Below are 24,104 nucleotides of genomic sequence, written 5' to 3'. Positions count from 1 at the left end.
CGCTGGTGACGGGCGTGCCGCCGGAGGCGTCGTTCGGGGTGCTGCCGGTCGGCGGCGGCGGACGGGCGGCGCCCGCGCCACGGGCGGAGGCGGTCGCGGCCTGGTGGGCGGCGTGCAGCTTCGGCCACTGGCGGCCGCGTGCCGTGCCGCTGCCGCCGGTCCACCTGTCCGCCGATCCGGCCGGCTGGTGCGCCGCGGGCGGGATGGGGCCGGGGCCGCGCAACGCGGCCGGGCTGGCGCGGCGCGCGCTGGAGGCGCTGCCGGCCGGAACGGAGGCGCCGGCGGCGGTGGTGATCGTCGCCGATGCGCCCCTGGCGCCGCATGCTTGGCGGGTTCCGGGGGGCGGGGTGGCGGTGGCGCCGGGACGCTGGGTGCGCCGCTACGCCGCGCTGCCGGCAGGGGCACCGCTGGGGTTCTGGGCGCATGAGCTGGCGCACCTCCTGCTGGGCTGGCCCGACCTGCCGGACAGCCCCTGCCTGATGGGGCAGGGGGCCCGCCGCCATGGCGGGGCGGCACCGGCGCCGCCATGCCCGCCCCTCGCCTGGGCGGCGGGGTGGCTGCGGGGGCGGGCGGCGTCGCCCGGCCTGCGGCTGGGCGAGCTGACGGAGGCGGAGGTGGTGCCGCTGGACTGGGGCGGGCGCAGCCTTCTGCTCTCCTCCGGTCCCGAGCCGGGCGGGCCGGGATGCTGGCTGGCCCTGCATGCGGAGTTCCCGCCCGGCCCGCCGCTGGGTCTGCTGCATGCCCTGCCGGCAGAGCGGCCCCTACTGGCGGCGGCCGCACCGCTGCTGGCGGCGCTGCCCCCCGCGGCCACGTGCGGGGGCGCGCAGCCCCTGGCGTGAGGCGCGCATCGGGGCTGCGCCGCCGGCCTGCTGCGGCCGGCGCGAGCGTGCCCCATATGTCGGAAACGGCTCGCGCCTGTGCGGGGGCGCTGCACGGAAGAGGGTGATGAGCCAGGTCAACGATCCGGTCGAACAGCTTATCGGGCTGTTGTCGCGCCTGCCTGGCCTCGGCCGCCGCAGCGCCCGGAGGGCGGTGCTGAAGATGCTCCAGGATCCGCAGCGGCTGATGCTGCCCCTCGCCGATTCGCTCCAGGCGGCGGCGGCGGCGGTGCGGCCCTGCGAGGTCTGCGGCAATCTCGACGTGGTCTCGCCCTGCCGCATCTGCCGCGATCCGCACCGCGACCATGGCTTGGTCTGCGTGGTCGAGGGCGTGGCCGATCTCTGGGCACTGGAGCGGGCGCAGGCGCATCGCGGGCTGTACCATGTGCTGGGCGGCCTGCTCTCGGCCCTGGGCGGGGTGGGCCCCGAGGACCTGGCGATCCAGGCCCTGGTCCGCCGGGTGGCGGCACAGGGCGTGCGGGAGGTGATCCTGGCCCTGCCGGCAACGGTGGAGGGCGCGACCACCGGCCACTACCTCACCGACCGGCTGCACGACCTACCAACCCAGGTCACGCGCCTGGCCCAGGGGGTGCCCATGGGTGGGGCGCTGGACGTGCTGGACGACGGTACCCTGGCCGCCGCACTGCGTTCCCGCCGACCGGTCTGATACCGGCAGCGGGATGACCTGTCCCGCTGTGGTGTTCCGGCGGTGGACCGGGAGGGAACGCCGTCCCCTCCCAGACCCTCCCCTGCCGGGGCCACAAGCGGGCCCCGGTCCCCGCTGGGAGTTGGCTTTGCGCGGTGAGCGTCAGCCTGCGGGCTGAACCCTGACGGAGCTCGGACAGGCGGGACTCTGAAAAAGCTTCAAAGGCGTCAGCGAGTGCTGCGGCCGGTCCCGCCGAGGAGCCAAGCTCCTCGGCGCCTCGACCCCGTCGCAGTCATCCGCGCGGCAGCGCTGATCGGGTCCAGGGCCCGCAGGGTCCTGGCGGAGTGGGGGTACGGGGGCGAGGCGGAGCCTTGCCCCCGGGCCACGGGCGCACCCCACGCCGGCACCGACCGCCCGCGCGTGCGGTGACGGGCCCCGATCAGCACGCATGGAAAAGGCCGGGCGCGCTGGCACCCGGCCTTGTTCCACCCGCCAGGGCGGCAGGGGTCAGGCGGCGTCTTCCTCGGCCGGCATCGGCTGCGGGATGGAGGGCGGCAGGCCGGTGCGCTCGGAAGCGGCCGCGACGGCCGCGTTCAGCTCCGACTGGGTGCAGAGGCCGAGGATGACGGGGTCGCGCGGCTTGATGTTCGCGGAGTTCGCGTGGCTGCGGTCCCGCACCTTGGCGATGGTTTCCTTGGTGGTCGCCAGCAGCTTCTCGATCTGCGCGTCGGTCAGCTCGGGGTGGTTGCGCAACAGCCAGGCGATGCCGTCCGGCCGGTCCGTGCGCTTGGAGACGGGGATGTAGCGCGCGCCCTTGCCGCGCTTCTTCGGCGTGGGGATGGCGGCCGGCAGCAGCTTCAGCCGGGCGGCCGGATCGCCCTCGGCGCGCAGGATTTCCTCCCGTGCCAGCTGGCCGTTGGCGACCGGGTCGTAGCCGACGATGCCCTGCGCCACCTCGCCATCGGCGATGGCCTGCACCTCCAGCGGATGCATCCCCACGAAGTCCGCGATCTGGTCGAAGGTGAGGGAGGTCTTGTCGATCAGCCACACCGCGGTGGCCTTGGGCATCAGGGGAGTGGACATGGGTGTGGAGCCTTCGGGTCCGCGGGGCGACCGCGCGGGAGAGAGGTTCGAAGCGGCGAGGGGGCTGCGCGTCGGTCCCGACGGCACACCCGCGGGCCGCAGGGCACCCCCCGCCAAGGGGTCGGGCTGGATATAGAGAGGGGGGCGCCCCCGGTCAAAGACGGTCGTCGCGGAACCGGTGCGCCCGGCGCGCGAGTCGGCATGAAAAAGGCCGGCGGATCGTTCCGCCGGCCTCCTTCCGGTGCTCTGCCCCGGGATGGCGTCAGGTCACGCCGCCTGGGCCTGGCCGGCGTCCTGCTCGTTGGCCGCCTCGACCTCCAGGGTCTTCTGGGCCATCGGGGCAGAGCCGATCGCGATGCGGCGGGGCTTGAGGGCCTCCGGCACCAGACGCTTCAGGGCCACGTGCAGCAGGCCGTTCTGCAGGTCGGCGCCCTGCACCTGGATGTGATCCGCCAGGACGAAGCGGCGTTCGAAGGCCCGGCCGGCGATGCCGCGGTGCAGGTAGCGGCGGCCCTCCTCGGCCTGCGGCGCCTTGCCCGAGACCGTCAGGACGTTGTCCTGGGACGTGATCTCGATGTCGTCGGGGCCGAAGCCTGCCACGGCCATCGTCAGCACATAGGCGTCATCGCCCGTGCGCTCGATGTTGTAGGGCGGGTAGGAGGGGGCATCCGCCGCGCGGGCGGCATCCACCAGGCGGGCCATGCGGTCGAAGCCGATGGCGGTGCGGAACAGCGGGGAGAAGTCGAGGGCACTCATCAGGGAACCTCCTCATCAGCAAGGTTCGTTCATGACGGCGGGCCGGGATTCGCTCTGGCGCCCCGCTATGGGCGACGCCGGGAACCGTCCGGTCCGCGCCGGCAGCCCCGCTCGGGGCACCGCCGACAGGTCCGAGATGGGCGGGGGGCAGGGCGGTTTCAAGACATCCGCCGGTCCCCGGCCGGCGCGGTGGCGGCCGCGGGAGAGCGGGGCCCGGACAGCACGAAGCCGGGTGCGCCCTGCGGCGACCCGGCTTCCGGACGGCTGGGAGCGGCCGAAGGGTGGCCGCTGGCCCTCAGGCCTTCTTGCGCGCGCCGATACCGGCGAACTTCTTGTTGAACTTGGCGATCTGCCCGCCGGTGTCGATCACGCGCTGCTGGCCGGTCCAGGCCGGGTGGGACTTCGGATCGATGTCCAGGCGCAGCGTGTCACCCTCCTTGCCCATGCAGGAGCGGGTCTTGAAGGTGGTGCCGTCGGTCATGATGACGGTGATCTCGTGGTAGTCCGGGTGGATGTCGGGCTTCATCGGGTGGGCTTTCGTGGTCGGGCCGCCCGATGCCGACCGGGCGCGCGGAAGCGGCGCTTCTAGCCGCCGCGAGGGGGCGGCGCAACACGCCCGGGCGGCTGCCTTGCCACCCTGGCGGCGGTTCCGGTATGACGGCAGCGCCGGCGCCGGCTTGCCCAGGGACATTTCCTGGGCGCCGTCCCGGCAGACTGGTCGTCCGCGTAGCTCAGCAGGATAGAGCACAGGATTCCTTGTTCGAACTGGGCGTCGTCCATGGAAACGGGACGGCGGATCCGCTCAAAGTCGGGGAAAGCGCCGGGGGTCTTCCCCACGCCGATCCCGAGCCAAGCCCGGGCGACCGGGAAGGTGTAGAGACTGGACGGGCGGCACCTAAGGGCTGACGGTTCGCGCCGGCGACCTAGGGTGAAGGGACAGTCCAGACCACGAACGCCGGCCGGGGACATGCACCGGCCGCGCGGCGGCGAAAGCCGAAGTGGGATGAATCCTGGGGTCGTGGGTTCGAATCCCGCCGCGGACATCAGCTCCCGCCCGATCGATGGACCCTGGCCGGGGTGCCCTGCCGCGCGCCACGGGCCAGCCGCCTCGGCCCCGCTCCCGCCCTGCCGCAGTCCGGTAGCCGGCCGTCGCCACGGCGTGGATGCCGCAGCGCCTCCTCCCGGAACGGGCCTGCCGGCGTGCAGGCCGCGCCGCCATGGGTCAGCGGAAAGGAGAAGCCGTGCCGGTCGCGACCGGCACGGGGCCGGCTGCCTCAGCGATCCGAGGCCAGCACCGCGTCCAGCAGCGTGTCGAGGTCCTTCGTCGCCAGCACCTCCTTCGACAGGGTCGCGCCGCGCTTCGCGGACCAGTCCTGGCGCTCGGCGATGGGGCCGGAGAGGATCGGGTCCACCCCCACCTCCGCCACGGTGCGCGCCACCTCGCGCATCTCCTCCGCGCGGCGGCGGCCGTGGATCAGCGGGCGGCTGATGACGTAGCGCGCCAGGTCCGCCCAGTCCGGATGCGGGATGGTGTCGGCGAGGGAGGCGAGCACCTCCTTCTCCACCCCGTAGCGGCGGGCGGCGAGCATGCATTCCGTCGTCAGAGTCTCCAGCCCCTTGATCATCACGCTGCGGCACATCTTCACCGAGGAGGCGCGGCCGATCTCCGGCGAGAACACCGTCAGCGCCATGCCCAGCGGCGTGCCGAGATCGGCGAAGGCCGAAGCGTGCGGCCCGCCCAGCAGGATGGGCGAGGCGAGTCCCTTGGGCGGCACGCTGGTCATCACCGCCGCCTCGACGTAGCGGCCGCCGGCGGCCTCGACGATCTCCGCCGCCGCCCGCTTGGTGCCGGGGGAGACGGAGTTCACGTCCACGAAGAGCGGCCCGTGCGACAACCCGGGGGCGGCGGCGCGGCAGGCATCGAGGTCGGAGCCGGCGGTGACGGCGCAGATCACCAGCCCCGCGCCCCGCACGGCGCCGGCGGCGTCCGGTGCGACCGTGACGCCCACCTCCTGCGCGTTGCGGCTCGCCTTGCTGTGCGGGTCGGCGAAGGCGATGTCCCAGGCGGTGATCCGCTCCACGCCTTTCGCCTTCAGGTCGCGGGCGAAGATGCTGCCGACCTCGCCGAAGCCGATGATCGTGATAGGACCGGTCATGCGCTCTCTCCGTCGTTCCAGTAGAGCCGCGTCGGGTTGTCGACCAGGATGCGGTGGCGCGTCGCCTCGTCCTCCACCGCCTCGGCCAGCAGGTCGAGCAGGTCGCCGTCATTGGGCATGTCGCCCGCGATGTTGGGGTGCGGCCAGTCCGTGCCCCACAGCACCCGGTCCGGCGCCACGCCGACCAGGGCGCGGGCGAAGGGCAGCGCGTCGCGGAAGGGCGCGCCCTCGGAGGAGACGCGCTCCGCGCCGCAGATCTTCACCCAGGCCAGCGGGTTGCGCATCAGCCCGAGCAGGCTCTGGAAGGCCGGCTGCTCCAGCCCGCCCTTCGCCTTCACCCGGCCCATGTGGTCGATCACGAAGGGGATGCGGATGGCGTCGATGCGTGGCGCCAGCGCCACTACGTCCTGTGCATCGAGGTGCAGGACCACGTGCCAGCCCAGCGGCTCCACCTGCGCCAGCACCCGCTCGAAGAAGGCCATGTCCGGCATGCCACCGAGGTGGCGGACGAAGTTGAAGCGCACGCCGCGGATGCCGCCCGCGTGCAGCCGTGCCAGCTCCGCCTCCGTCACGCCCGGATCGACCACCGCCACGCCGCGGTAGCGGCCGCCGGAGCGGGCGATGCCGTCCAGCGTCACCGCCATGTCGCTGCCATGGCAGGAGGCGTGGACGATCACCGCGCGCTCGATGCCCAGGATGTCGTGCAGCCGCCGCAGCCCCTCATAGGGCGCGTCGGGCGGGGTGTAGGCGCGGTCCGCCGCATAGGGGAAGACGGCGGCCGGGCCGAAGATGTGGCAATGCGCGTCGCAGGCGCCCGGGGGAGCCTTGTAGCGCGGGGTGCGGGTGTCCGGGTCAGGGCCCTTGCAGCCGGGAATGACGCGTTCGCTCATTGCTTCTCGATCCCCGCCTTCTCGATCACCTCGGCCCAGCGCGCCGTGTCCGTGGCCAGGAGCTGGCCCATCGCCTCCGGCGTACCGCCGCGCACCTCGATGCCCGAGGCCGCCAGCACCTCGCGCGTTCCCGCCTCCGCCAGCACGGCATTCACCGCCGCGTTCAGCGCCGCCACCACCTCCGGCGGCGTGCCGGTCCTGGCGACCAGCGCGTTCCAGGAGGCGACGTCGTAATCCGGCACGCCCGCCTCCTGCAACGTCGGCACGGCCGGCATGGTCGCCGCGCGGGTCGCCGTGGTGACGGCGACGGCGCGCAGGGCGCCGGCGCCGATCTGCCCCAGCACGGGCGCGGTGATCTCGAACACCGCGTCAACGTCGCCGCGCAGCAGGGCGGTCACCGCCTGCGGCGTCGCGGGGAAGGCGATGGTCTCCGCCTTCGTCCCGGAGCGGATCTTGAACAGCTCGGCCGAGAGGTTCTGCGTGCTGCCCGCCGCGATGGTGCCGATGTTCAGCTTGCCCGGCTCCGCCCGCAGCCGGGCGAGCAGGGTGGCCATGTCCGGCGCGCCGTTCGGCGCGACCAGCACGGCGATGGGGAAGGCGCCCAGCGTGACGACGGGCGCCAGGTCGCGCAGCGGGTCGAAGGGCAGGTTGCGGAACAGGCTGCGGCTGATCGCGGTGCCGTTGGTGGCCGCCATCAGCGTGTGCCCGTCCGGCGCGGCGCCGAACAGTTGCTGCGCCGCGACGATGCCGCCGGCGCTGGGGCGGTTGTCCACCACCACCGGCTGGCCGATGCGCTCGGACAGCTTGCTGCCCACCGTGCGCACCGTCAGATCCGCGACGCCCCCGGCCGCGAAGGGCACGATGATGCGGATCGGCCGCGACGGCGCCCAGGCCGCCTGCGCGCGCAGCGTCGCGGGGGCGGCCAGCGCCGCGGCAGCGCCGAACAGCGTGCGTCGGTTGAAGGGATGATGCATGCCTGTTCCTCCCGTGGCGTGCCTTCGGCGCGCCCGCGTCTCTGGATTCGTAGTGCCGTGGGTCACCCCGGGGGGAAAGGCCCTGCCTTGTCCCCCCGGTCCGACGCCTCCACCAGCCTGCGCCATGCCGCTCAGTCCGCCTTCAGCGCGGCCGCGCGCACGACCTTGCCCCAGCGCTCGCGCTCGCTGGCGATATAGGCGCCGAAGGCCTCCGGCGTGCCGGGCGAGGCCTCCGCCCCCTCGGCGGCGAGGCGCGGGCGCAGCCTCTCGCCGGTCAGGATGCGCGCGCATTCCCGGTTCAGCCGCTCGATGATCGGGCGCGGCGTGCCGGCGGGGGCGACGAGGCCGTACCACTGCACCGCCTCGAAGCCCGGCAAGGCCGTCTCGGCGATGGTCGGGATGTCGGCGGCCGAGCCCAGCCGGGTGAGCGAGGAGACGCCCAGCGCGCGGAGCTGCCCGGCGCGCACCGGCGGCAGCGCGGGCGGGCCACCCGTCAGCGTCGCGCCGATGGTGCCGGCGATCAGGTCGGTCATCATCGGCGCGGTGCCGCGATAGGGGATGTGCTCCAGCGTGATCCCCGCCGCCATGGCGAAGGCGACCATGGCGATGTGCGCGGCCGAGCCGTTGCCGCCCGAGCCATAGGTGATCGAGCCGGGCTTCGCCTTGGCCAGCGCGATGAACTCCGCGACGTTCTGCGCGCGGATGCTGGGATGGACCACCAGCACGTTCGGCACCACCGCCACCAGCACCACCGGGTCGAAGGCGGTGGCGGTGTCGAAGGACAGGTTCGGGTAGAGTGTCGGGTTCACCGCCAGCGTGCCGATATGGCCCATCATCAGCGTGTGGCCGTCCGGCGCGGAGCGGGCGACCACCTCCGTGCCGATGGTGCCGCCGGCGCCGCCGCGGTTCTCCACCACGACGGTCTGGCCCAGGGTTTCCGGCAGTTCGGCCGCGATGGCGCGGGCCAGGATGTCCGTGCTGCCGCCGGGGGTGAAGGGCACGACCAGCCGGATCGGCCGGCTCGGCCAGGCCTGCTGCGCCCGCAGCAGGCGGGGGGCGGCGAGGGCGGCGGCGAAGGCCGAGGCCCCCAGGGTTCGGGCAACCAGGGCCCGGCGGTCGATCATGGCGTTCTCTCCGGTTCTTCTTGTCAGGCGACGCTGTCCGGCGTGCCGTCCCAGATCTCCGCCAGGGTCAGGGCACGCGCGGTGAGGCCCTGCGCCGCGCAGAACTCGCTGGCGAGGGTGAGGGCGGGGGCGAGGCCGGCGCGGCCGCCGGGCGGGGTGATGCCGCCGAACAGCCTCACGATCTCCGGCGCGATCTCCGGATGGGCGTCCGCCACGTCGTGGCGCAGCACCAGCAGGTGGTTCACCGGGACGAAGCCGTGCCGCGCGCGGAACGCCTCGCCGGCCGCCGCCGGGTCGGGGAAGACCGTGCGCAGCCTCTCGCCCTCCGGCAGGTCGTTGCCGAAGACCGCCGCGTCCAGCGAGCCGTCGCGCAGCATCGCCAGCATGTCCGCCCCGGCCGGGGCGCGCTCCGCGAAGGGCGGGTCGCGATAGCCGGGCTCGTGCGCGTCCTCGTAGGTGATCCAGCGCACCGCATCGGCCGGCACGCCGTGCTCGGCCAGCGTACCGCGCAGCCACATCCCCGTGGTCTGGCTGTAGGCGCGCGCGCCGACGCGCCGGCCACGCAGGTCGGCGGGGCCGCGCAGGTCGCTGTCGGCGCGGCAGAGCAGCGCGCCCTCCTGGAAGCGCGCGGCCATCACCACCGGCAGCAGCACCAGCGGGCGGGCGGCCTCCTTCGCCATCAGGAAGGTGGCGATCGCCATCTCCGAGAGGTCGAAGCGCCCCTCCCGCACCATCGGCGCGAAGGCACGGTTGACCGGCTTGATCCCCGCATCCTCGATCCGCAGCAGGGGCGAGGTCACGGCGCCGTCCAGCACCGGGGCGCTGTGCTTGTAGCGGCCGATGGCGGCGCGCAGGGTGACGGGCTCAGGCATCCTCGTAGCGCAGCCCCTTCTTCGCCAGCGCCTCCCGCATCCCGTAGATGTCGAGGCCCAGCTCGCCCGCCTTCAGCCGGGCGCGCGTGGCCTCCTCCTTGCGCTCGCGCGCCTCCGAGGCGGCGAGGACGCTCTCCGCCTCCTCGCGCCGCACCACCACCACGCCGTCGTCGTCGGCCGCGACCAGGTCGCCCGGGTTCACGAGCTGCCCGGCGATGGCGATGGGCACGTTCACCGAGCCCAGCGTCTCCTTCACCGTGCCCTGGGGGGAGATCGCCTTCGACCAGACAGGGAAGCGCATCTCCTCCAGCGCGGCGACGTCGCGGCAGCCCGCCTCGATCACCAGCCCCACGACGCCGCGCGCCGCGAGCGAGCAGGCCAGCAGCTCGCCGAAATAGCCGGCGTCGGAGGGAGAGGTCGGCGCGACCACCAGCAGGTCGCCGGGGCGGCAGATCTCCACCGCGACATGGATCATCCAGTTGTCGGCCGGCGCGATGGAGACGGTGACGGCGCTGCCCATCGCCTTCGCCCGCGGCCAGGCCGGGCGCATGTGGGAGGCGAAGCAGCCGCGCCGCCCCTGCGCCTCGTGGATGGTGGCGGTGCCGTAGGGGGCGAAGCGCGCGGCCAGCTCCGGCGCGACGCGCGGGGGGTTGCGGCGGATGAGACTCACCGGCCCTGCCCCTTCAGGATGGCGTCGAGCCGCGGATAGACCCGGCGGGCGTTCCCCTCGAAGACCTTGTGCTTGTCCTCGGCGGAGATGGCCAGGGCGTCGACGTAGCGCTTGGTGTCGTCGAAGTGGAAGCCCGTCTCCGGGTCGATCCCGCGCACCGCGCCGACCATCTCCGAGCCGAACAGGATGTTGTCGATGTCGATCACCCGGAACAGCAGGTCGATGCCCGGCTGGTGGTAGACGCAGGTGTCGAAGAAGACGTTCCTCATCACGTGCTCGCGCAGCGGCGGGCGCTTCAGCATGTCCGCCAGCCCGCGGTACCGGCCCCAGTGGTAGGGGACGGCGCCGCCGCCATGCGGGATGACGAAGCGCAGCGTTGGGAAGTCGCGGAACAGGTCGCCTTCCAGGAACTGCATGAAGGCGGTGGTGTCGGCGTTGATGTAGTGGGCGCCGGTCGCGTGGAAGTTGCAGTTGCAGGAGCCGGAGACGTGGATCATCGCCGGCACGTCCAGCTCCACCATCTTCTCGAAGAAGGGGTACCAGGAGCGGTCGGTCAGCGGCAGGCCGGACCACAGCCCGCCCGAGGGGTCGGGGTTCAGGTTGCAGCCGATGAAGCCCAGCTCCGTCACGCAGCGCTCCAGCTCCGCGATGGAATGGGCGATGGAGACGCCGGGCGACTGGGGCAACTGGCAGACGCCCACGAAGTATTGCGGGTAGAGCTCCACCACGCGCTTGATCAGGTCGTTGCAGCGGCGGGTCCAGGCCTGGCTGACCGCCTCGTTGCCCACGTGGTGCGCCATGGTGGAGGCGCGGGGGGAGAAGATGGTCAGGTCCGCGCCGCGCTCGCGCAGCAGGCGGAGCTGGTTCTTCTCGATGGTCTCGCGGATCTCGTCGTCGGAGATCTCCGGATAGGCGGGGTCCACGTCGCCGCCCGCCTTGAAGGCGGCCTTCTGCATCTCGCGCCAGGCGTCGTGCGCGGCGGGGGCGGTGGTGTAGTGGCCGTGGCAGTCGATGATCATCCGCTGTCCTCCCATGCTGTCCGGCCGTGCCGGCCCGCTGTCCCGTCTGGGGGCTTCGCCTCAGGAGGCGATGCCGTCCCCTGCCAGGTCGTCATCCGCCACCACCCCGTCGCCGTGCCGGCCCGGAAGGGGCGGGGTGCCGTGGGTGTGGAAGCTCTCGATGGTCTTCAGGCCCCAGGCCTGGCCCTTCTTCCGCTCCGTCTCCGTCCAGGTGATCGGCTTCCAGTCGGGGGCGAGGATCAGCCGCGCGCCGGCATGGGCCACTTCGACGCGGTTGCCGCCGGGCTCGTAGACGTAGAGGAAGAAGGTCTGCTGCACCGCGTGCTTGTGCGGCCCCGTCTCGATGAAGACGCCCGCCTCGAGGAAGGCGTCGGCGGCCTGCAGGACCGCCTCGCGGCTATCGAGCGCGAAGGTGACGTGGTGGAAGCGGCCGGGGACGCCGTGCGCCTCCTTGGTGAAGGCGAAGTCGTAGGACTTGTTGTTGGAGGTGAGCCACATGCCCGCCTCCTCGCCACTGTCCAGCTCGATGCGCTCCGTGCAGCGCAGGCCGAGGTTGCGCTGGAAGAACGCGCGGCAGGCGCGCACGTCGACGGCGAGGCAGTTGAAGTGGTCGATCCGCCGCACGTTCACCCCACGCGCGGGGTAGCGTTCCGCCTGGTTCTTCAGCGAGGGGCGGCGGTCGGGCGGCGCCTGGTACCACTCCGTGTCGTAATACAGCTCGAAGACGTGCCCGTCCGGGTCGCGGAAGCGCCAGCCGGTGCCGTGGCCGAGGCTCCCCTCGTGCGGCGTCACCTCCGCCCCGTCCGCGCGCAGGGCGGCGACGCGGCGCTCCAGCGCCTGCGGGCTGCGGGCGCGGAAGGCGGCGTGGCCGAGGCCCGAGGTCGTCGAGGCGGTGAGCTGGAGCGAGTAGCGCTCGTAGTCGTCCCAGCCGCGCAGGAAGACGCTGTCGCCCTGCCGCCCGCTCTCCGTCATGCCCATGACGGCCGTGAAGAAGCGAAGGGATTCCTCGGGCTTCGGCGTCAGCAGCTCGACATGCCCCAGATGGGCGATGTCCAGGATCGGCTCCGGCGGGTGCATGGGGTTTCCTCTCGGAGCCGCTTCTACCGACGCCGGGGAAGGGATGTCTTATCGCTTTTATGGGTTGAGCTATCAACTTCCGGCATATCGGCGAAGCCGCGCGCGGTGATCTCGGCGATGGTTTCGTGCAGACAGGCGATGAAGGCCGCCGCCGCCGGGGATGGCGCCCCTCCGGCGGGCAGCACCAGCCCGGCCGGCCGCGGGGGCGCCGGCGGCTGCAGCGGCAGCACCCGCAGCGTGCCGCGCAGCAGGTCGCCCACCATCATCAGCCGCGGCATGACGGCGATGCAGTCGGTCGCCAGCAGCATCTCCCGCAGCAGCCCGTAGGAGGAGGAGCGCAGGGACGCCTCGGGCAGCCGGCCCAGCAGGGTCAGGAAATGCTCGATCTCCTGCCCGACGCGCTGGCTCATGGTCGGCAGGACGAACTCGAAGGGCGCCAGATCCGCCACGCTCAGCGGTGCCTCCCGCCGCAGCAGCGGGTGCTCGGCCCGGGCGAGGAGGGAGATCGGCTCCTCCCACAGCGCCTCGCGCACGAAGCCGTCGGGCGTGGCGGTCGGGTAGAGCCGCCCCACCACCAGGTCGATCTCCCGCTCCGCCAGCAGGGGCAGCAGCTCCTCCGTCCGGCCCTGCTCCAGGCGCAGACGGATGGCGGGATGGGTGGCCTTCAGCCGCAGCAGCACCCCTGGCAGCACGCCCACTGCGGAGACGGGCAGCACGCCCACCGCCACCGTGCCCTCGCCGCCGATCGTGTCCAGCTCCTCCTCGGCGCGGTGCAGCTCCGCCCGCACCCGCCGGGCCAGGCGGATGATGGCCATCCCCGCCTGGGTGGGCCGCACGCCGCGGGCATGGCGCTCGAAGAGCGGGGTGCCGACGATCTCCTCCAGCTCCCGCAGGCTGCGCGTCAGGGCGGGCTGCCCCACCCCCAGCGCGGCGGAGGCGCGCAGCAGGCTGCCATGGGCGTTCAGCGCCTCCGCCACGCGGAGCAGGGAGAGCTTCAGGCGCTGGTCCAGATAGCGGCGCGGCATGGCCAGGGTGATCGGCCCGGCCGCGCCCCGGCGCAAGGGCCCCGTCAGCGTCCCGCCGCCAGCGCCGCCGCCATCACCCGCGCCGTCTCGTCGTAATGCCGCCAGAGGTCGGGATCGACCGGGTTCGGCGCGCCGAAATAGCCGTCCGGCGTCAGCCGCCGGGCCGCCTCGGCGCCCTGCCGCCATTCCGCCAGGTCCGCCTCGGTCAGCCGCGTCGGCGGCAGGCCGCGCAGCGCATCGTAGTCCACCGTCTCGGGGTGGTAGCGGACCATGGCCGCCGTCTCGTACTCATCCGCGTGCACGCCCAGCAGGCCCGTCAGGCGGAAACCCTCCATGGCCGGGACGGGTTCCCAGGGCACGCAGATCGGCTCCTGCCCGGTCAGTCCGATGCGGCCGTAGAGGCGCCAGCGGAAGGGCGCGTAGAGCCAGCGTGCCCCGACCCGGCCCTCGTCGTGCAGGGCCATCAGGACGTCGCGCACCATCTCGTTGTGCAGCCGGTCGCCGTGGTGGCTGACCACCAGCACCTGGCGGAAGCCGTTGTCGAGCAGGGAGTCGATCACGTCCCGCAACAGCGCCGCCGCCGTCTCCGGCCGGATGCGGAAGCTGCCCGGGAAGTCCGCCAGGATGCCGTTGATGCCCCAGGTGTAGGGCGGCGCGATCACCGCCTCGCCCCCCGCGGCCGCCAGGTGGTCGCGGGTGGCCCGGCACAGGGCGAGGGCGATGAAGGCGTCCGTGCCGACCGGCAGGTGCGGCCCATGGCACTCGATCACGCCCACCGGCAGCAGCGCCACGGCGCCGCGTTCCGCCGCGGCGCGCAGGGCGGGGGCGGTCATCTCCGCCAGCGTGTCGGCCATCGGTCCGGCCGGGGATCGGGTCATACGGAGATCCATCGCCGCACCTGTTCGAAATCCGCCAGCAGGTCGGCCGAGCGGCCTTGCAGCACGATCCTGCCGCGGTCCAGCACGACGGCCCGGTCGCTGAGCGCGAGCGCGTCCTCGGCATGCTGTTCCACGATGACGGTGGCGAAGCCCTTTTCCGCCCGGAGGCGGCGGAGCGTCGCCTCCAGCTCCTCCACGATGACGGGCGCCAGGCCCTCGAAGGGCTCGTCCAGAAGCAGCAGCCGCGGGTTGGTCATCAGTGTCCGGCCGATCGCCAGCATCTGCTGTTCGCCGCCGGAGAGCTTGTCGCCGGGATTGCGCCGGCGCTCGCGCAGCCGGGGAAAGAGGTCATAGGCGGCGGCGAGGTCGAAGGGGCCGGGGCGGCGCGCCACCAGCAGGTTCTCCTCCACCGTCAGCGAGGGGAAGATGTCCCGCTCCTGCGGCACCCAGCCCAGCCCCATCCGCGTGCGGGCCCAGGCAGGGCGCGTGCCGAACTCCTCCCCCTGCCAGCGCAACGCCCCGCCGAAGCGCCGGGCGTGGCCCATGATGGCCAGCATCAGCGTGGTCTTGCCGACGCCGTTGCGGCCGAGCACCGCAAGCCCCTCGCCATCCTCGATGGCCAGGCTCAGCCCCTCCAGCACCACGGCCTCGCCGTATCCGGCGGTCAGCCCCTCCACCTCAAGCAGCGGCATGGTGCCCCCGACGGCCGAGATAGACCTCCCGCACCCGCTCGTCCGCCTGGATCTCGGCCGGGCTGCCCTCCGTCATCACCCGGCCGCCGACCAGGACGGTGATCCGCTCGGCGAAGCGGAAGACCAGCCCCATGTCGTGCTCGACGAAGAGCAGGGTGAGGTCGCGCGGCAGGGCGTGGATGCGTTCGAAGATGGATTCGCTCTGCGCCGCCGGGACGCCGGCCGCCGGCTCGTCCAGGACCAGCACCCGCGGCCGCGTCGCCAGGGCGATGGCGATCTCCACCAGCCGCTGCAGCCCATAGGGGAGGGAGCGGACCGGCCGCTCCGCATGGTCGGCGAGGTGGACGAAATCCAGATGCGCCCGCGCCTCCTCGGCCACGGCGCGGTCGGCCGCGGCGGAGCGCCAGAAGACGCGCGTCTTGCGCTCGCGCTCGAAGATGGCCAGCGCGACGTTCTCCAGCACCGTCAGACCGCGGAAGAGCTGGTTGATCTGGAAGGTGCGGGCCAGCCCGCGGCGCACCCGGGCGGGCTGGTCCAGCGCCGTGACGTCCTCGCCCCCGATGCGGATGCGGCCGGAGCCGGCCGCGACGCTGCCGGTCAGCGCATGCACCAGCGAGGTCTTGCCCGCGCCGTTCGGTCCGATCAGCGCGTGCCTGGCGCCGGCGGCCACGCGCAGCGACACGGCATCCACGGCGGTGAAGCTGCCATAGCGCAGGGTGAGCGCGTCGGTCTCGATGGCCGGGGTCATGCCCGGCCCCGCAGCCGGCGCAGCAGCGCCGTCGCCGCGCCGGCGATGCCGCCGCGCAGCAGGAAGACCGAGAGCATCAGCACGATGCCGATGCCCAGGTGCCAGTAGCGCGGGCTCATCGCCGAGAGTGCGTCCTTGAGGTAGCCGAAGCCGGCGGCGCCCACCACCACGCCGGGCAGGCTGCCGGTGCCGCCCAGCGTCGCCATCATCACGACCTCCGCCGAGCGCTCGAAGCCAAGCATGTCCAGCGAGGCGAAGCTGCTGGTCTGCGCCAGCAGGGCCCCGGCGAGGCCGGCGATGCCGCCCGAGATGGTGTAGGCGGTGGCGAGGTGCCGCCCGACCGGCGCACCGATGGCCGGCATCCGCCGCACGTTCTCGCGGATGCCGCGCAGCGCGAGGCCGAAGGGCGAGGCGGTGAGGCGCCAGAGGAAGGCATAGACCAGGGCCAGCACGGCCAGGGTGTAGAAGAAGGCCGTCTCGCCCATGAAGTCGAAGCGGAACAGCCCGAGCACGGGCCCCATGGAGAAGTCCGAGAGCCCGTCGGCCCCGCCGGTGAGGCCGCGCGCCTGGTTGGCGGCCTCGTGGAACAGGAAGCCGATGCCCAGCGTCACCAGCAGCCGCGTCAGGTCGTTGCCCACCACCACCAGGCGCGTCAGGGCCAGGGCGATGGCGCCGCTGACCAGCAGCGCGGCCAGCAGGCCCAGCACCGGCTCGGTCAGGCCGCGCCCGCCGAGGATGGCGGTGGTGTAGGCGCCGATCCCGAAGAACACCGCATGGCCCAGGGAGACGACGCCGGCATGGCCCTGCAGCAGGTCGTAGGACAGGGCGAAGATGACCAGGATGAAGAGGCTGGCCATCAGGGTCAGGTAGTCGGGGAACAGGAAGTAGGCCGCGAGCGCCATGGCCAGCAGCGCGAGCCCCACGGGGGGGCGGATCGCCCTCATGCCGGCCGCCCCGCGAGGCCGCGTGGGAAGAGCAGCATCATCAGCACCAGCAGGCCGTAGATCACGAAGCCGCCCAGCTCCGGCACCAGGTACTTGAACAGCGCGTCGACGGCGCCCAGGCCGACGGCGGCGACGAAGGAGCCGAGGATCGAGCCGGGCCCGCCGATCGCGACGACCATCAGCACGATCACCAGGTACTTGAACGGGAAGGTGGGATCGAGGCCGAGGAAGCCCACCCCCAGCGCCCCGCCCAGCCCGGCGAAGCCCGCCCCCAGGGCGAAGGTGGTGGCGAAGAGCCGGTCCACGTCGATGCCCACGCCCTCCGCCGCGCGGCGGTTGTCCACCGCCGCGCGGACCCGCGCCCCGAACAGGGTCAGCCCGAACAGCGCCGCCAGCGACCCGGCCGCGAGCAGGCCGAGCAGCAGCACGAAGAGGCGGTAGCCGGTGATGGCGATGCCCGCCACCTCCACCCGGTCGGTCAGCCAGCCGGGCAGCAGGATGGGCTGCTGCTGCGGCCCGAACAGGATGTTCGCCACCGCCCCGGCGGCGAAGGCGAGGCCGATGGAGAAAAGCACCTGCTGCAGTTCCGGCATGGGGTAGACGTACCGGATCACGGAGCGTTCCAGCACGAGGCCGATCGCCGCGGTGGCCAGCGCCGCCAGGGGAAGGGTGAGCAGGAAGGGGATGCCCAGCCCGTTGAGCAGCATCACCGCGACATAGCCCCCGCACATGGCGAAGGCGCCATGGGCGAGGTTGATGAAGCGCATCAGGCCGAGCGTCACCGACAGGCCGATGGAGAAGAGGAAGAGCAGCATGCCATAGGCGATGCCGTCGGCCAGGACGGTGAGCAAACCCGACATGCCTTACTTGGCTGGGTCCTTCACCGCCTCGAAGGTCTCGATGGCGATGTTGGCCCAGCGGTCGTCCACCTTGCGTCCCTCGCGGATGTAGATGTTCTGCACGATGTCGCGGGTGGCGGGGTCGATGGTGAAGGGACCGCGGGGGCTGTCGATCCGCGCGCCGCGGATCGCCCCCATCAGGGAGTCCGCATCCGTCTTGCCGCCGGTCTGCTGCAGGGCGTGGTAGATCAGCGCCATGCCGTCATAGCTCTGGACCGTGCGGTAGCTGGGCGTGACGTCGGGGCCCGACATCTCGCGCAGGCCGGCGAGGAAGCGCCGGTTGGCGGGGTTGTCCAGCTCCACCTGGTAGTTCAGCGCGGAGATGACGCCTTCCAGCGCATCGCCCATGGCCGGCAGCAGGTTGTCGTCCACCACGTCCCCCGTCACCATCAGCTTGATGCCGGACTGGGTGAGGCCGCGCTCCCGCGTCTGCTTCATGAAGGCGACGGAGACGTCGCCGCCGGGATTGAACCCGAAGACGCCATCCGGCTTCGCCTCCATCGCGCGCTGCAGGAAGGGGGAGTACTCCATGGCCGTCACCGGCGTGCGCGCGCCGCCGATCACCTTGCCGCCGGCCGCCTCGAAGGCGCGGGTGAACCAGGTCTCGGCATCGAGGCCGGGCGCGTAGTCGGAGACGATGGTATAGACGCTCTTCAGCCCCTTCTTCGCCGCCCAGTTGCCGAGCGTGGCGGCGAGCTGCGGCAGGGTCAGCGACACGCGGCTGAAGTAGGGCGACCGTTCGGTCAGGACGGAGGTCGCGGCATTGACGATGATGCCGGGCCGCTTCGCCTCGGTCAGCAGGCTGGCGGCGGCCATGGCGTTGGGGGTAAAGCTGTAGCCCAGGATCGCCTCCGCCCGGCTGCGCTGGATCAACTCCTGCGTCAGCCGTCGGGCGAGGTCGCCGGACCCCGGTCCCTGGTCGTCCCGGACCACCGTCTCCACCGTCAGGTTGCCGACCTTGGTGCCGTGGAGCTTCTGGAACAGCTTGATGCCGTCATCGTAGTGCCGGCCCTGGTCGGCGAAGGGGCCGGAGAGGGGCAGGACCACGCCGAGGACGAACTTCCGCTCCTGCGCCAGGGCGGGGCGCGGCAGCGGCAGGGTCGCCGCCCCCGCCGCGCCGAGGAGGAGGGCGCGCCGTCCCGTTGGCGCCGCAGGCAGGCTGGAAGACGACATGTCGCTTGCTCCTCTCATCGAAACGGCTGGTCAGCGGGCGCCGGGCACCTGCCGCGTCGCCAGGAATTCCTCGAAGCTCTCGCCGCGCATATCCGCGTAGACCTCCAGGTTCGAGCGGCCGACGAGGCGGGCGAACTTCTCCAGCACGAAGAAGTTGGCGCCGTTCTGCACGAGGCCCAGCCAGTCGCGCCGCAGCACCAGCTCCGTCTCCTCCGGCGTCAGACCGGCCGCGGCGCAGGCGCCGCGCTCGTCGGCGCGGAAGGCGTCCCGGAAGCCGGGGTCCTTCATGTTCCAGAAGAAGCGGTTCAGCCGCAGCCGCTCCCGCCCCGTGGGAATGTCGAAGGCATAGGTGCCCTCGATGTCCTGGATGCCGGTCAGCTGCGGGTTGCCCGACGCGTGCGGGACCACCGCCGGGGCGTCGCCCCGCTCCTCGAAGACCAGCACCGTCATGGCGGTGGTGGTGGCCAGGTAGTAGTTCTGGTGGACCTTCTCGATGTCGTCGCTCAGCGCGCCGCGCATCGCCAGCCACATGATGACCTCGACGCTCTCGGCGCCGCCGAGGCGGATGTAGTCGACGTGCCGCATCCGGGCGAGCGTCATAGGATCCTTCTCGATCAGGTCGATGAAGCGCATGTCCCATTCGGTGTCGTTGTAGCCGGTGCGCTCGCCATGGATCTGGTGCGACAGGCCCCCGGTGCCGACCACCACCACGGAGAGGTCCTCGGGGTAGGATTCGATGGCCCGGCGCAGTGCCTGGCCCAGCTTGAAGCAGCGCATCGGCGTCGGCAGCGGGTACTGCACGACGTTCACCTCGATCGGCACCACCGCGCCCGGCCAGCCCTCCTTGTGCGGCCAGAGCAGCGGCAGGGGCGAGAAGACACCGTGATCCAGCGGGCGGTCCTGGAAGACGGCCGGATCGAACTCCTCGTTCACCAGGCACTCGGCGATATGCGTGGACAGGCCGGGGTGGCCTGGCAGCAGCGGCAGGGGCCGCCGGCCCGCGCCCTCGTCCGCCACGTCGTAGCTGGGCGCCACGCCGATCGCGAAGGTGGGGTAGAGGTCGTAGAAGAAGGCGTTCAGGTGGTCGTTGTAGAAGAACACCAGGACGTCGGGCTTCTTCTCCGCCAGCCAGCGCTGGGCGGGCTCGTAGCCCCGGAACAGCGGCGCCCAGTCCGGGACGTCCTGCTTTCCCTTGTCGTAGGCCACGCCAATCGTGGGCACGTGCGAGGTGCCGATCCCGCCGATGATCCTGGCCATGGGGCGATGTCCTCCTGAACCTGTCCCCCGCCTACCCGGCGGGGCGTTGCTGGCGATCCACTGCTACCTTCCCCCCCGAGGCGATCTTCGGGCAAGCCCGTCGGGCTGGCTGGTGCAAAACCGGAAAGGCGGCATCGAAAAGCCTTATCGCCGCGCCGCCCCGGCCCCGCCCTCCGCGCCGTGCAGCAGGCCGATCATCTCCTCCGTGGTCACCACGTCGCCGAAGCTCTGGAAGACGGTGGTGAAGCCGACGTTGTGGTCCTCGTCGTAGCGCGCGGCATTGGCGTCGGAGACCATGGCGACGTGGTAGTCCAGCATCATCGCATCCCGTGCCGAGGTTTCGCAGCAGAAGTTGGTCAGCATGCCGGTGATCGCGACGCTGGTGATGCCGCGCGCGGCCAGCTTCTCCGGCAGGTCCGACTTGCCCGGCAGGAAGGCGCTGAAGCGCGACTTCTCCGCCACGATATCCCCGGGCAGCGGTTCCAGATCGGGGTGCAACTCGTGCCCCGGCGTGCCGGGGGTGAGGTTGTCGCGGTGCCGGGCGGCATTGGCCGGGGTGAAGAAGTAGTCGTGGTAGAGGGGCCACAGGCTCTCCCCGTTCCGCCCGGCCGTCATCTTCACCCAGGCCACGGTGCCGCCGCGCTCGCGGAAGGCGCGGGCAAGGCGGTTGATGTTGGGGATGATGGCGACGGCGGGCGGCACGTCCGTCACGTAGAAGGCCTGCATGTCCACCACGACGAGGGCGGAACGCGCCGGCTCGAAGCTCTCGAAGACCCGCAGCCGGCCGCGCTTCTTCATCACGCGGTCGATCACGTAGGCCGGCATCTCGTAGGGGGCGGGTTCCGTCATGGTCTCGCTCCGTCAGGGGGGGCATCGGGGGGGGGGCGCCGGGTGGCCCTGGCCACGCCCGTGCCGGGAGATTTCCGCGGCCGGCGCCCTCTGCCCAGGCGAAACTGTTCACACCGCCATCGAAAAGCCTTATCTCGGCGGCCGCCCCTGCCAGGAGACGGGACCACGCCGCCAGGACCCTATGCCGTCAATCCCAAGCACCTGCGCGCCTTCCTGGCCGTGGCCCGGTCGGGCAGCGTGGTGCGTTCCAGCGGCGTGCTCCGGCGGGCCCAGTCGGCCGTCACCCGCGCCATCCAGGAGCTGGAGCGCGAGTTGCGCGTGGAGCTGTTCGAGCGGCGGCCGCAGGGCATGCTGCCGACCACCCCCGGCCGCACCCTGCTGCACCGGGTGGAGCGGGCCTTCGCCGAGATGGAGAACGCCCGCCAGGGCATCGCCGCGGCCGGCGCGCCGGCCGGCTGGAACCCGCAGGCGCCGATCTTCTCCCTCGCCCTGGGCCGCCTGCGCCTGCTGGCCTTCGTCGAGCTGGTGGAGCAGCGCCACATGGGCGCCGTGGCGGACAGCCTGGCGATCTCGCAGCCGGCGGTCAGCCAGGCGCTGCGGGAGGTGGAGCTGGGCCTGGGCATGGAGGTCTTCGTCCGTTCGCCGGCCGGGTTGCAGCCCACGCCGCCCGGGGCGCTGCTCGCCCTGCATGTCCGGCGGGCGCTGGCCGAGATCCGGGCGGCGGAGGCGGAGATCGGCCTGCTGCGCGGCGCCATGGCCGGGCGCGTCACGGTCGGGACGCTCTCGCTGGGCCGCAACCGGCTGCTGCCGCGGGCCATCATCCGCATGCAGGAACGCCACCCGAACCTGACCGTGACCACGGTGGAGGGCAGCTTCGAGCACCTCGCCGCCCGGTTGCGCGCGGGCGACATCGACTTCCTCCTCGGCGCCCTGCGCCCGCCGGAGCACACGATCGGCCTGGCGCGGGAGGTCATCACGGAGGACCGGATGGCGCTGGTGGCGCGGGCCGGTCATCCGATGGGCCGGATGCGGCCGCTGGGCCTGCCGGCCCTGGCGGAGGCGCGCTGGGTCCTGCCGCCCCACGGCACGCCGACCCGCGAGCTGCTGGAGGGGGTGCTGCGCCTGCGCGGCCTGGCGGAGCCACGGGTCGCGGTGGAGACCACGGACCTGACCATCACCCTGGGGCTGCTGCGCGAAAGCGACCTGGTCACCGCCGTCTCGCCGCACCTGTTCCAGCACGAGCTGGAGGCGCGCAGCCTCGTGGTCCTGCCGCTGGAGCTGCCCGAGACGCGGCGCGACATCGGCTTCCTGCAACGCTCGGCCAGCAGTCCGTCCCTGGCGGCGCGGCTGCTGATGGACAGCATCCGCGCGGTGGGCAGCCTGTAGCGGACCGGGGCCGCCGGTTCGGAGCTTCCGCCGGGGATGTCCTGGCATCCCAGGGTGCCGGACGCCGTCCTCCGGCGATCCGTCTAGGTTCTGAACTCATAAAGCTTGCTGGTTGAGCGGGAGGCTGATTCAAGTCTCTGGGAAGGAGCCTTGGATGGCGAGGTACGATTTGAGCGAGGCGGAGTGGCGGTTGATTGAGGCGTTGCTGCCGAACAAGCCCCGCGGGGTGGCCCGGGTGGACGATCGTCGGGTGATCAACGGGATTTTCTATGTGCTGCGAACAGGCTCGCCATGGCGGGACCTGCCGAGCCGCTATGGTCCCTCCACCACGATCTACAATCGCTACAACCGGTGGGCGAAGGCCGGGGTCTGGCTGCGGGTCTTTGAGGCTCTGGCGGCAACATCGCCTCAATCCCTGCACCTGATCGACAGTTCCATCATCCGGGCCCACCAGCATGCCGCCGGTGGAAAAAAGGGGGCCCGGATCACGCCATCGGCCGTTCTCGTGGAGGACTGAGCACCAAGATCAACGTCCTGGTGAACCAGGATGGATTGCCGCTGCGGATCGTGCTCTCGGCTGGACAAGCCTCAGACAAGGCCGCCGTGGAGGCCCTGATCGACGGCCTGCCGCCCGCCCAAGCCCTTGTCGCTGACCGGGGCTATGACGCGCAGGCCATCCTCGATCTGGTTCGGGATCGCGGAGGCTGCGCCCATATCCCGACCCAGCGGGACCGGAAGATACAGCGCTCCGTCGATCCGACCCTCTACCGTCAACGCAATCAGGTCGAACGCTTCTTCTGCAAGCTCAAGCACTTCAGGCGCATCGCCACCCGCTTCGACAAGCTCGCGCGCAACTTCCTCGCCGCCATTCTCCTCGCCTCAACACGTCTGTGGCTCAAATCTTATGAGTCCACGACCTAGTCCGTCACCTCGTTCAGGCGGACATACTGCTCGGCGATGCTGGCCTGCGCCGCGGGCGAGCCGGCGATGTATTCCAGCTCGGCGAGCTGGAGGTTGCGCTGCATCGGCGTGTGCTCGTCGAAGCGGTGCAGCAGCCCGGTCAACGCGCTGGACAAGCGCACGGCCTTCCAGACCCTGTCGAGGCAGCGGGCCGAGTACCCCTCCAGCCCGGCGGTGTCGCCGCGGCGGCAGAAACCCTCCAGCGCGTCGGCCAGCACGCGGACATCCGCCACCGCCATGTTGAGCCCCTTCGCCCCGGCCGGCGGGACGATATGCGCGGCATCGCCGGCGAGGAACAGCCGGCCGTGCTGCATCGGGGCGCCGACGAAGGCGCGCAGCTTCGCCAGGTCGCGCTGGAAGATCTCTCCCTCCGCGATCTCGCTGCGGTCCGCATCGAACATCCGGGCGTGCAGCTCGTCCCAGAAGCGCGCATCGGACCAGTCTTCCGGCCGCTCCTCCGCCGGCACCTGGAGGTAGAGGCGGGAGACGCTCATGGAGCGCCGGCTGCACAGCGCGAAGCCGCGGTCGCTGTTCGAATAGGTCATGTCGGCCATCGGCCGCGCCCGCGCCAGCACGCCCAGCCAGGCGAAGCCGTAGCTCTGCTCGTAGCTGGTCAGCGCCCCCGGCGGCGCGGAGGCCCGGCCGATGCCGTGATAGCCGTCGCAGGCGGCGACGACGTCGCAATCCAGCCAGCGGGATTCGCCCGCCTGCTCGTAGCGGATGCGTGGCCGGGGGCCGTCGATCCCCTCGATCGCCGTGGCCGGCGCGTCGAACAGCAACGGATCGCCCGCCTCGATGCGGGCCGCGACCAGATCCTTCACCACCTCCTGCTGGCCGTAGATCATGACCGACCTGCCGGTGAGGCCCGGCAGGTCGAGGTGGATGGTCCGGCCGCGGAAGCGCATGTCCAGCCCGCTGTCCACCAGGCCCTCGCGCCGCAGCCGCGCATCCAGCCCCAGCCGTGCCAGGGTGTCCACCGTTCCCGGCTCCAGCACCCCGGCGCGCACGCGGCCCTCGACATGCGCGCGGCTGCGGCCTTCCAGGATGACGGATTCGATGCCGCGCGCCTTCAGCAGATGCGCGAGGAACAGCCCCGCCGGGCCCGCGCCGATGATGCCCACCTGTGTCCGCATGGTCCCCGTCACCCA

25 protein-coding genes are annotated in these 24,104 nt (G+C 72.3%); 4 read left to right on the top strand and 21 right to left on the bottom strand.

The genetic code is table 11. From position 1 onward, the window contains the following. The first annotated feature begins 5 nt into the window (after window positions 1-5). Window positions 6-839, top strand: coding sequence for a hypothetical protein (locus LPC08_RS12655; RefSeq protein WP_230448599.1), 834 nt, complete (start codon window positions 6-8; stop codon window positions 837-839). Between the two features lie 106 nt (window positions 840-945). Continuing rightward, window positions 946-1,545 carry a recombination mediator RecR gene (gene recR / locus LPC08_RS12650; protein ID WP_230448598.1) on the top strand — a complete coding sequence of 200 codons (600 nt, stop codon included), beginning with the start codon at window positions 946-948 and terminating at the stop codon, window positions 1,543-1,545. A gap of 486 nt (window positions 1,546-2,031) precedes the next feature. Here recR and LPC08_RS12645 read toward each other — a convergent pair whose 3' ends face one another. From LPC08_RS12645 to LPC08_RS12550, 20 genes are all read right to left on the bottom strand, one after another. Continuing rightward, window positions 2,032-2,607 carry a DUF1013 domain-containing protein gene (locus tag LPC08_RS12645; protein ID WP_230448597.1) on the bottom strand — a complete coding sequence of 192 codons (576 nt, stop codon included), beginning with the start codon at window positions 2,605-2,607 and terminating at the stop codon, window positions 2,032-2,034. 267 nt (window positions 2,608-2,874) lie between these two features. Continuing rightward, on the bottom strand, window positions 2,875-3,363 hold the full coding sequence (locus tag LPC08_RS12640; protein ID WP_230448596.1) for an Hsp20 family protein: 489 nt from the start codon (window positions 3,361-3,363) through the stop codon (window positions 2,875-2,877). Between the two features lie 295 nt (window positions 3,364-3,658). Beyond that, complete coding sequence (rpmE, locus tag LPC08_RS12635) at window positions 3,659-3,889, bottom strand: 50S ribosomal protein L31 (RefSeq protein ID WP_230448595.1); 231 nt, start codon at window positions 3,887-3,889, stop codon at window positions 3,659-3,661. Between the two features lie 748 nt (window positions 3,890-4,637). After that, a complete protein-coding gene (locus tag LPC08_RS12630) occupies window positions 4,638-5,519 on the bottom strand; it encodes an NAD(P)-dependent oxidoreductase (RefSeq protein ID WP_230448594.1) in 882 nt (293 codons plus the stop codon). After that, a complete protein-coding gene (locus tag LPC08_RS12625) occupies window positions 5,516-6,409 on the bottom strand; it encodes an amidohydrolase family protein (protein ID WP_230448593.1) in 894 nt (297 codons plus the stop codon). The genes LPC08_RS12630 and LPC08_RS12625 overlap by 4 nt, the downstream gene beginning before the upstream one ends. After that, on the bottom strand, window positions 6,406-7,383 hold the full coding sequence (locus LPC08_RS12620) for a Bug family tripartite tricarboxylate transporter substrate binding protein (RefSeq protein WP_230448592.1): 978 nt from the start codon (window positions 7,381-7,383) through the stop codon (window positions 6,406-6,408). Before LPC08_RS12620 ends, LPC08_RS12625 begins: the two co-directional genes overlap by 4 nt. Before the next feature lie 131 nt (window positions 7,384-7,514). After that, window positions 7,515-8,507: a Bug family tripartite tricarboxylate transporter substrate binding protein gene (locus tag LPC08_RS12615; RefSeq protein ID WP_230448591.1), complete on the bottom strand. Its 993-nt coding sequence runs from the start codon at window positions 8,505-8,507 to the stop codon at window positions 7,515-7,517. 23 nt (window positions 8,508-8,530) lie between these two features. After that, complete coding sequence (locus tag LPC08_RS12610; RefSeq protein WP_230448590.1) at window positions 8,531-9,379, bottom strand: ABC transporter substrate-binding protein; 849 nt, start codon at window positions 9,377-9,379, stop codon at window positions 8,531-8,533. Then, complete coding sequence (locus LPC08_RS12605; protein WP_230448589.1) at window positions 9,372-10,049, bottom strand: 4-carboxy-4-hydroxy-2-oxoadipate aldolase/oxaloacetate decarboxylase; 678 nt, start codon at window positions 10,047-10,049, stop codon at window positions 9,372-9,374. The genes LPC08_RS12610 and LPC08_RS12605 overlap by 8 nt, the downstream gene beginning before the upstream one ends. Next, on the bottom strand, window positions 10,046-11,068 hold the full coding sequence (locus tag LPC08_RS12600; protein ID WP_230448588.1) for an amidohydrolase family protein: 1,023 nt from the start codon (window positions 11,066-11,068) through the stop codon (window positions 10,046-10,048). The genes LPC08_RS12605 and LPC08_RS12600 overlap by 4 nt, the downstream gene beginning before the upstream one ends. A 60-nt stretch (window positions 11,069-11,128) precedes the next feature. Then, window positions 11,129-12,145, bottom strand: a complete 1,017-nt coding sequence (locus tag LPC08_RS12595) for a catechol 2,3-dioxygenase (protein ID WP_230448587.1) — start codon at window positions 12,143-12,145, stop codon at window positions 11,129-11,131. 23 nt (window positions 12,146-12,168) lie between these two features. Further along, window positions 12,169-13,206: a LysR family transcriptional regulator gene (locus LPC08_RS12590; RefSeq protein ID WP_230448586.1), complete on the bottom strand. Its 1,038-nt coding sequence runs from the start codon at window positions 13,204-13,206 to the stop codon at window positions 12,169-12,171. 8 nt (window positions 13,207-13,214) lie between these two features. After that, window positions 13,215-14,048 (bottom strand): creatininase family protein, encoded by an 834-nt coding sequence (locus LPC08_RS12585; protein WP_230448585.1) that lies wholly within the window; start codon window positions 14,046-14,048, stop codon window positions 13,215-13,217. Then, window positions 14,045-14,740, bottom strand: a complete 696-nt coding sequence (locus LPC08_RS12580; RefSeq protein WP_230448584.1) for an ABC transporter ATP-binding protein — start codon at window positions 14,738-14,740, stop codon at window positions 14,045-14,047. Before LPC08_RS12580 ends, LPC08_RS12585 begins: the two co-directional genes overlap by 4 nt. Then, a complete protein-coding gene (locus LPC08_RS12575) occupies window positions 14,727-15,488 on the bottom strand; it encodes an ABC transporter ATP-binding protein (RefSeq protein ID WP_230448583.1) in 762 nt (253 codons plus the stop codon). The genes LPC08_RS12580 and LPC08_RS12575 overlap by 14 nt, the downstream gene beginning before the upstream one ends. Next, window positions 15,485-16,432 (bottom strand): branched-chain amino acid ABC transporter permease, encoded by a 948-nt coding sequence (locus tag LPC08_RS12570; RefSeq protein WP_230448582.1) that lies wholly within the window; start codon window positions 16,430-16,432, stop codon window positions 15,485-15,487. The genes LPC08_RS12575 and LPC08_RS12570 overlap by 4 nt, the downstream gene beginning before the upstream one ends. Beyond that, the gene (locus tag LPC08_RS12565; protein WP_230448581.1) at window positions 16,429-17,292 is read right to left on the bottom strand and encodes a branched-chain amino acid ABC transporter permease; all 864 of its coding nucleotides are present in this window, start codon (window positions 17,290-17,292) and stop codon (window positions 16,429-16,431) included. Before LPC08_RS12565 ends, LPC08_RS12570 begins: the two co-directional genes overlap by 4 nt. Before the next feature lie 3 nt (window positions 17,293-17,295). Further along, window positions 17,296-18,504: an ABC transporter substrate-binding protein gene (locus LPC08_RS12560; protein WP_230448580.1), complete on the bottom strand. Its 1,209-nt coding sequence runs from the start codon at window positions 18,502-18,504 to the stop codon at window positions 17,296-17,298. A 30-nt stretch (window positions 18,505-18,534) separates the two neighbouring features. Beyond that, window positions 18,535-19,761, bottom strand: coding sequence for a gallate dioxygenase (locus tag LPC08_RS12555; protein ID WP_230448579.1), 1,227 nt, complete (start codon window positions 19,759-19,761; stop codon window positions 18,535-18,537). A gap of 144 nt (window positions 19,762-19,905) precedes the next feature. Beyond that, on the bottom strand, window positions 19,906-20,610 hold the full coding sequence (locus LPC08_RS12550; RefSeq protein ID WP_230448578.1) for an isochorismatase family protein: 705 nt from the start codon (window positions 20,608-20,610) through the stop codon (window positions 19,906-19,908). Window positions 20,611-20,670: 60 nt separating this feature from the next. Here LPC08_RS12550 and LPC08_RS12545 point away from each other — a divergent pair, with 60 nt between their 5' ends. Then, entirely contained in the window at window positions 20,671-21,996 is a 1,326-nt protein-coding gene (locus LPC08_RS12545) for a LysR family transcriptional regulator (RefSeq protein WP_441295841.1), read from the top strand. 154 nt (window positions 21,997-22,150) lie between these two features. Beyond that, a protein-coding gene (locus tag LPC08_RS12540; RefSeq protein WP_230448576.1) for an IS5 family transposase occupies window positions 22,151-22,917 on the top strand; the annotation gives its coding sequence in 2 pieces (ribosomal slippage) (window positions 22,151-22,475 and window positions 22,475-22,917; 768 coding nt in all). Here LPC08_RS12540 and LPC08_RS12535 read toward each other — a convergent pair. After that, a complete protein-coding gene (locus LPC08_RS12535; RefSeq protein ID WP_230448575.1) occupies window positions 22,914-24,089 on the bottom strand; it encodes a 4-hydroxybenzoate 3-monooxygenase in 1,176 nt (391 codons plus the stop codon). The two genes, LPC08_RS12540 and LPC08_RS12535, sit on opposite strands and share 4 nt — an antisense overlap. Window positions 24,090-24,104 lie beyond the last annotated feature (15 nt).

It is taken from the genome of Roseomonas sp. OT10 (genome assembly GCF_020991085.1).
Lineage (GTDB): Bacteria > Pseudomonadota > Alphaproteobacteria > Acetobacterales > Acetobacteraceae > Roseomonas > Roseomonas cutis.
The sequence above is the reverse complement of the archived record's forward strand: the minus strand, read 5'-3'. Positions and strand labels throughout refer to the sequence as shown.

Coding starts and splice junctions, on each gene's coding strand:
- LPC08_RS12620 (WP_230448592.1), bottom strand. CDS start 7,383: ATGCATCATCCCTTCAACCGACGCACGCTGTTCGGCGCTGCCGCGGCG.
- LPC08_RS12565 (WP_230448581.1), bottom strand. CDS start 17,292: ATGTCGGGTTTGCTCACCGTCCTGGCCGACGGCATCGCCTATGGCATG.
- recR (WP_230448598.1), top strand. CDS start 946: ATGAGCCAGGTCAACGATCCGGTCGAACAGCTTATCGGGCTGTTGTCG.
- LPC08_RS12585 (WP_230448585.1), bottom strand. CDS start 14,048: ATGACCCGATCCCCGGCCGGACCGATGGCCGACACGCTGGCGGAGATG.
- LPC08_RS12600 (WP_230448588.1), bottom strand. CDS start 11,068: ATGATCATCGACTGCCACGGCCACTACACCACCGCCCCCGCCGCGCAC.
- LPC08_RS12595 (WP_230448587.1), bottom strand. CDS start 12,145: ATGCACCCGCCGGAGCCGATCCTGGACATCGCCCATCTGGGGCATGTC.
- LPC08_RS12535 (WP_230448575.1), bottom strand. CDS start 24,089: ATGCGGACACAGGTGGGCATCATCGGCGCGGGCCCGGCGGGGCTGTTC.
- LPC08_RS12640 (WP_230448596.1), bottom strand. CDS start 3,363: ATGAGTGCCCTCGACTTCTCCCCGCTGTTCCGCACCGCCATCGGCTTC.
- LPC08_RS12575 (WP_230448583.1), bottom strand. CDS start 15,488: ATGACCCCGGCCATCGAGACCGACGCGCTCACCCTGCGCTATGGCAGC.
- LPC08_RS12630 (WP_230448594.1), bottom strand. CDS start 5,519: ATGACCGGTCCTATCACGATCATCGGCTTCGGCGAGGTCGGCAGCATC.
- rpmE (WP_230448595.1), bottom strand. CDS start 3,889: ATGAAGCCCGACATCCACCCGGACTACCACGAGATCACCGTCATCATG.
- LPC08_RS12610 (WP_230448590.1), bottom strand. CDS start 9,379: ATGCCTGAGCCCGTCACCCTGCGCGCCGCCATCGGCCGCTACAAGCAC.
- LPC08_RS12645 (WP_230448597.1), bottom strand. CDS start 2,607: ATGTCCACTCCCCTGATGCCCAAGGCCACCGCGGTGTGGCTGATCGAC.
- LPC08_RS12615 (WP_230448591.1), bottom strand. CDS start 8,507: ATGATCGACCGCCGGGCCCTGGTTGCCCGAACCCTGGGGGCCTCGGCC.
- LPC08_RS12625 (WP_230448593.1), bottom strand. CDS start 6,409: ATGAGCGAACGCGTCATTCCCGGCTGCAAGGGCCCTGACCCGGACACC.
- LPC08_RS12560 (WP_230448580.1), bottom strand. CDS start 18,504: ATGTCGTCTTCCAGCCTGCCTGCGGCGCCAACGGGACGGCGCGCCCTC.
- LPC08_RS12555 (WP_230448579.1), bottom strand. CDS start 19,761: ATGGCCAGGATCATCGGCGGGATCGGCACCTCGCACGTGCCCACGATT.
- LPC08_RS12570 (WP_230448582.1), bottom strand. CDS start 16,432: ATGAGGGCGATCCGCCCCCCCGTGGGGCTCGCGCTGCTGGCCATGGCG.
- LPC08_RS12550 (WP_230448578.1), bottom strand. CDS start 20,610: ATGACGGAACCCGCCCCCTACGAGATGCCGGCCTACGTGATCGACCGC.
- LPC08_RS12580 (WP_230448584.1), bottom strand. CDS start 14,740: ATGCCGCTGCTTGAGGTGGAGGGGCTGACCGCCGGATACGGCGAGGCC.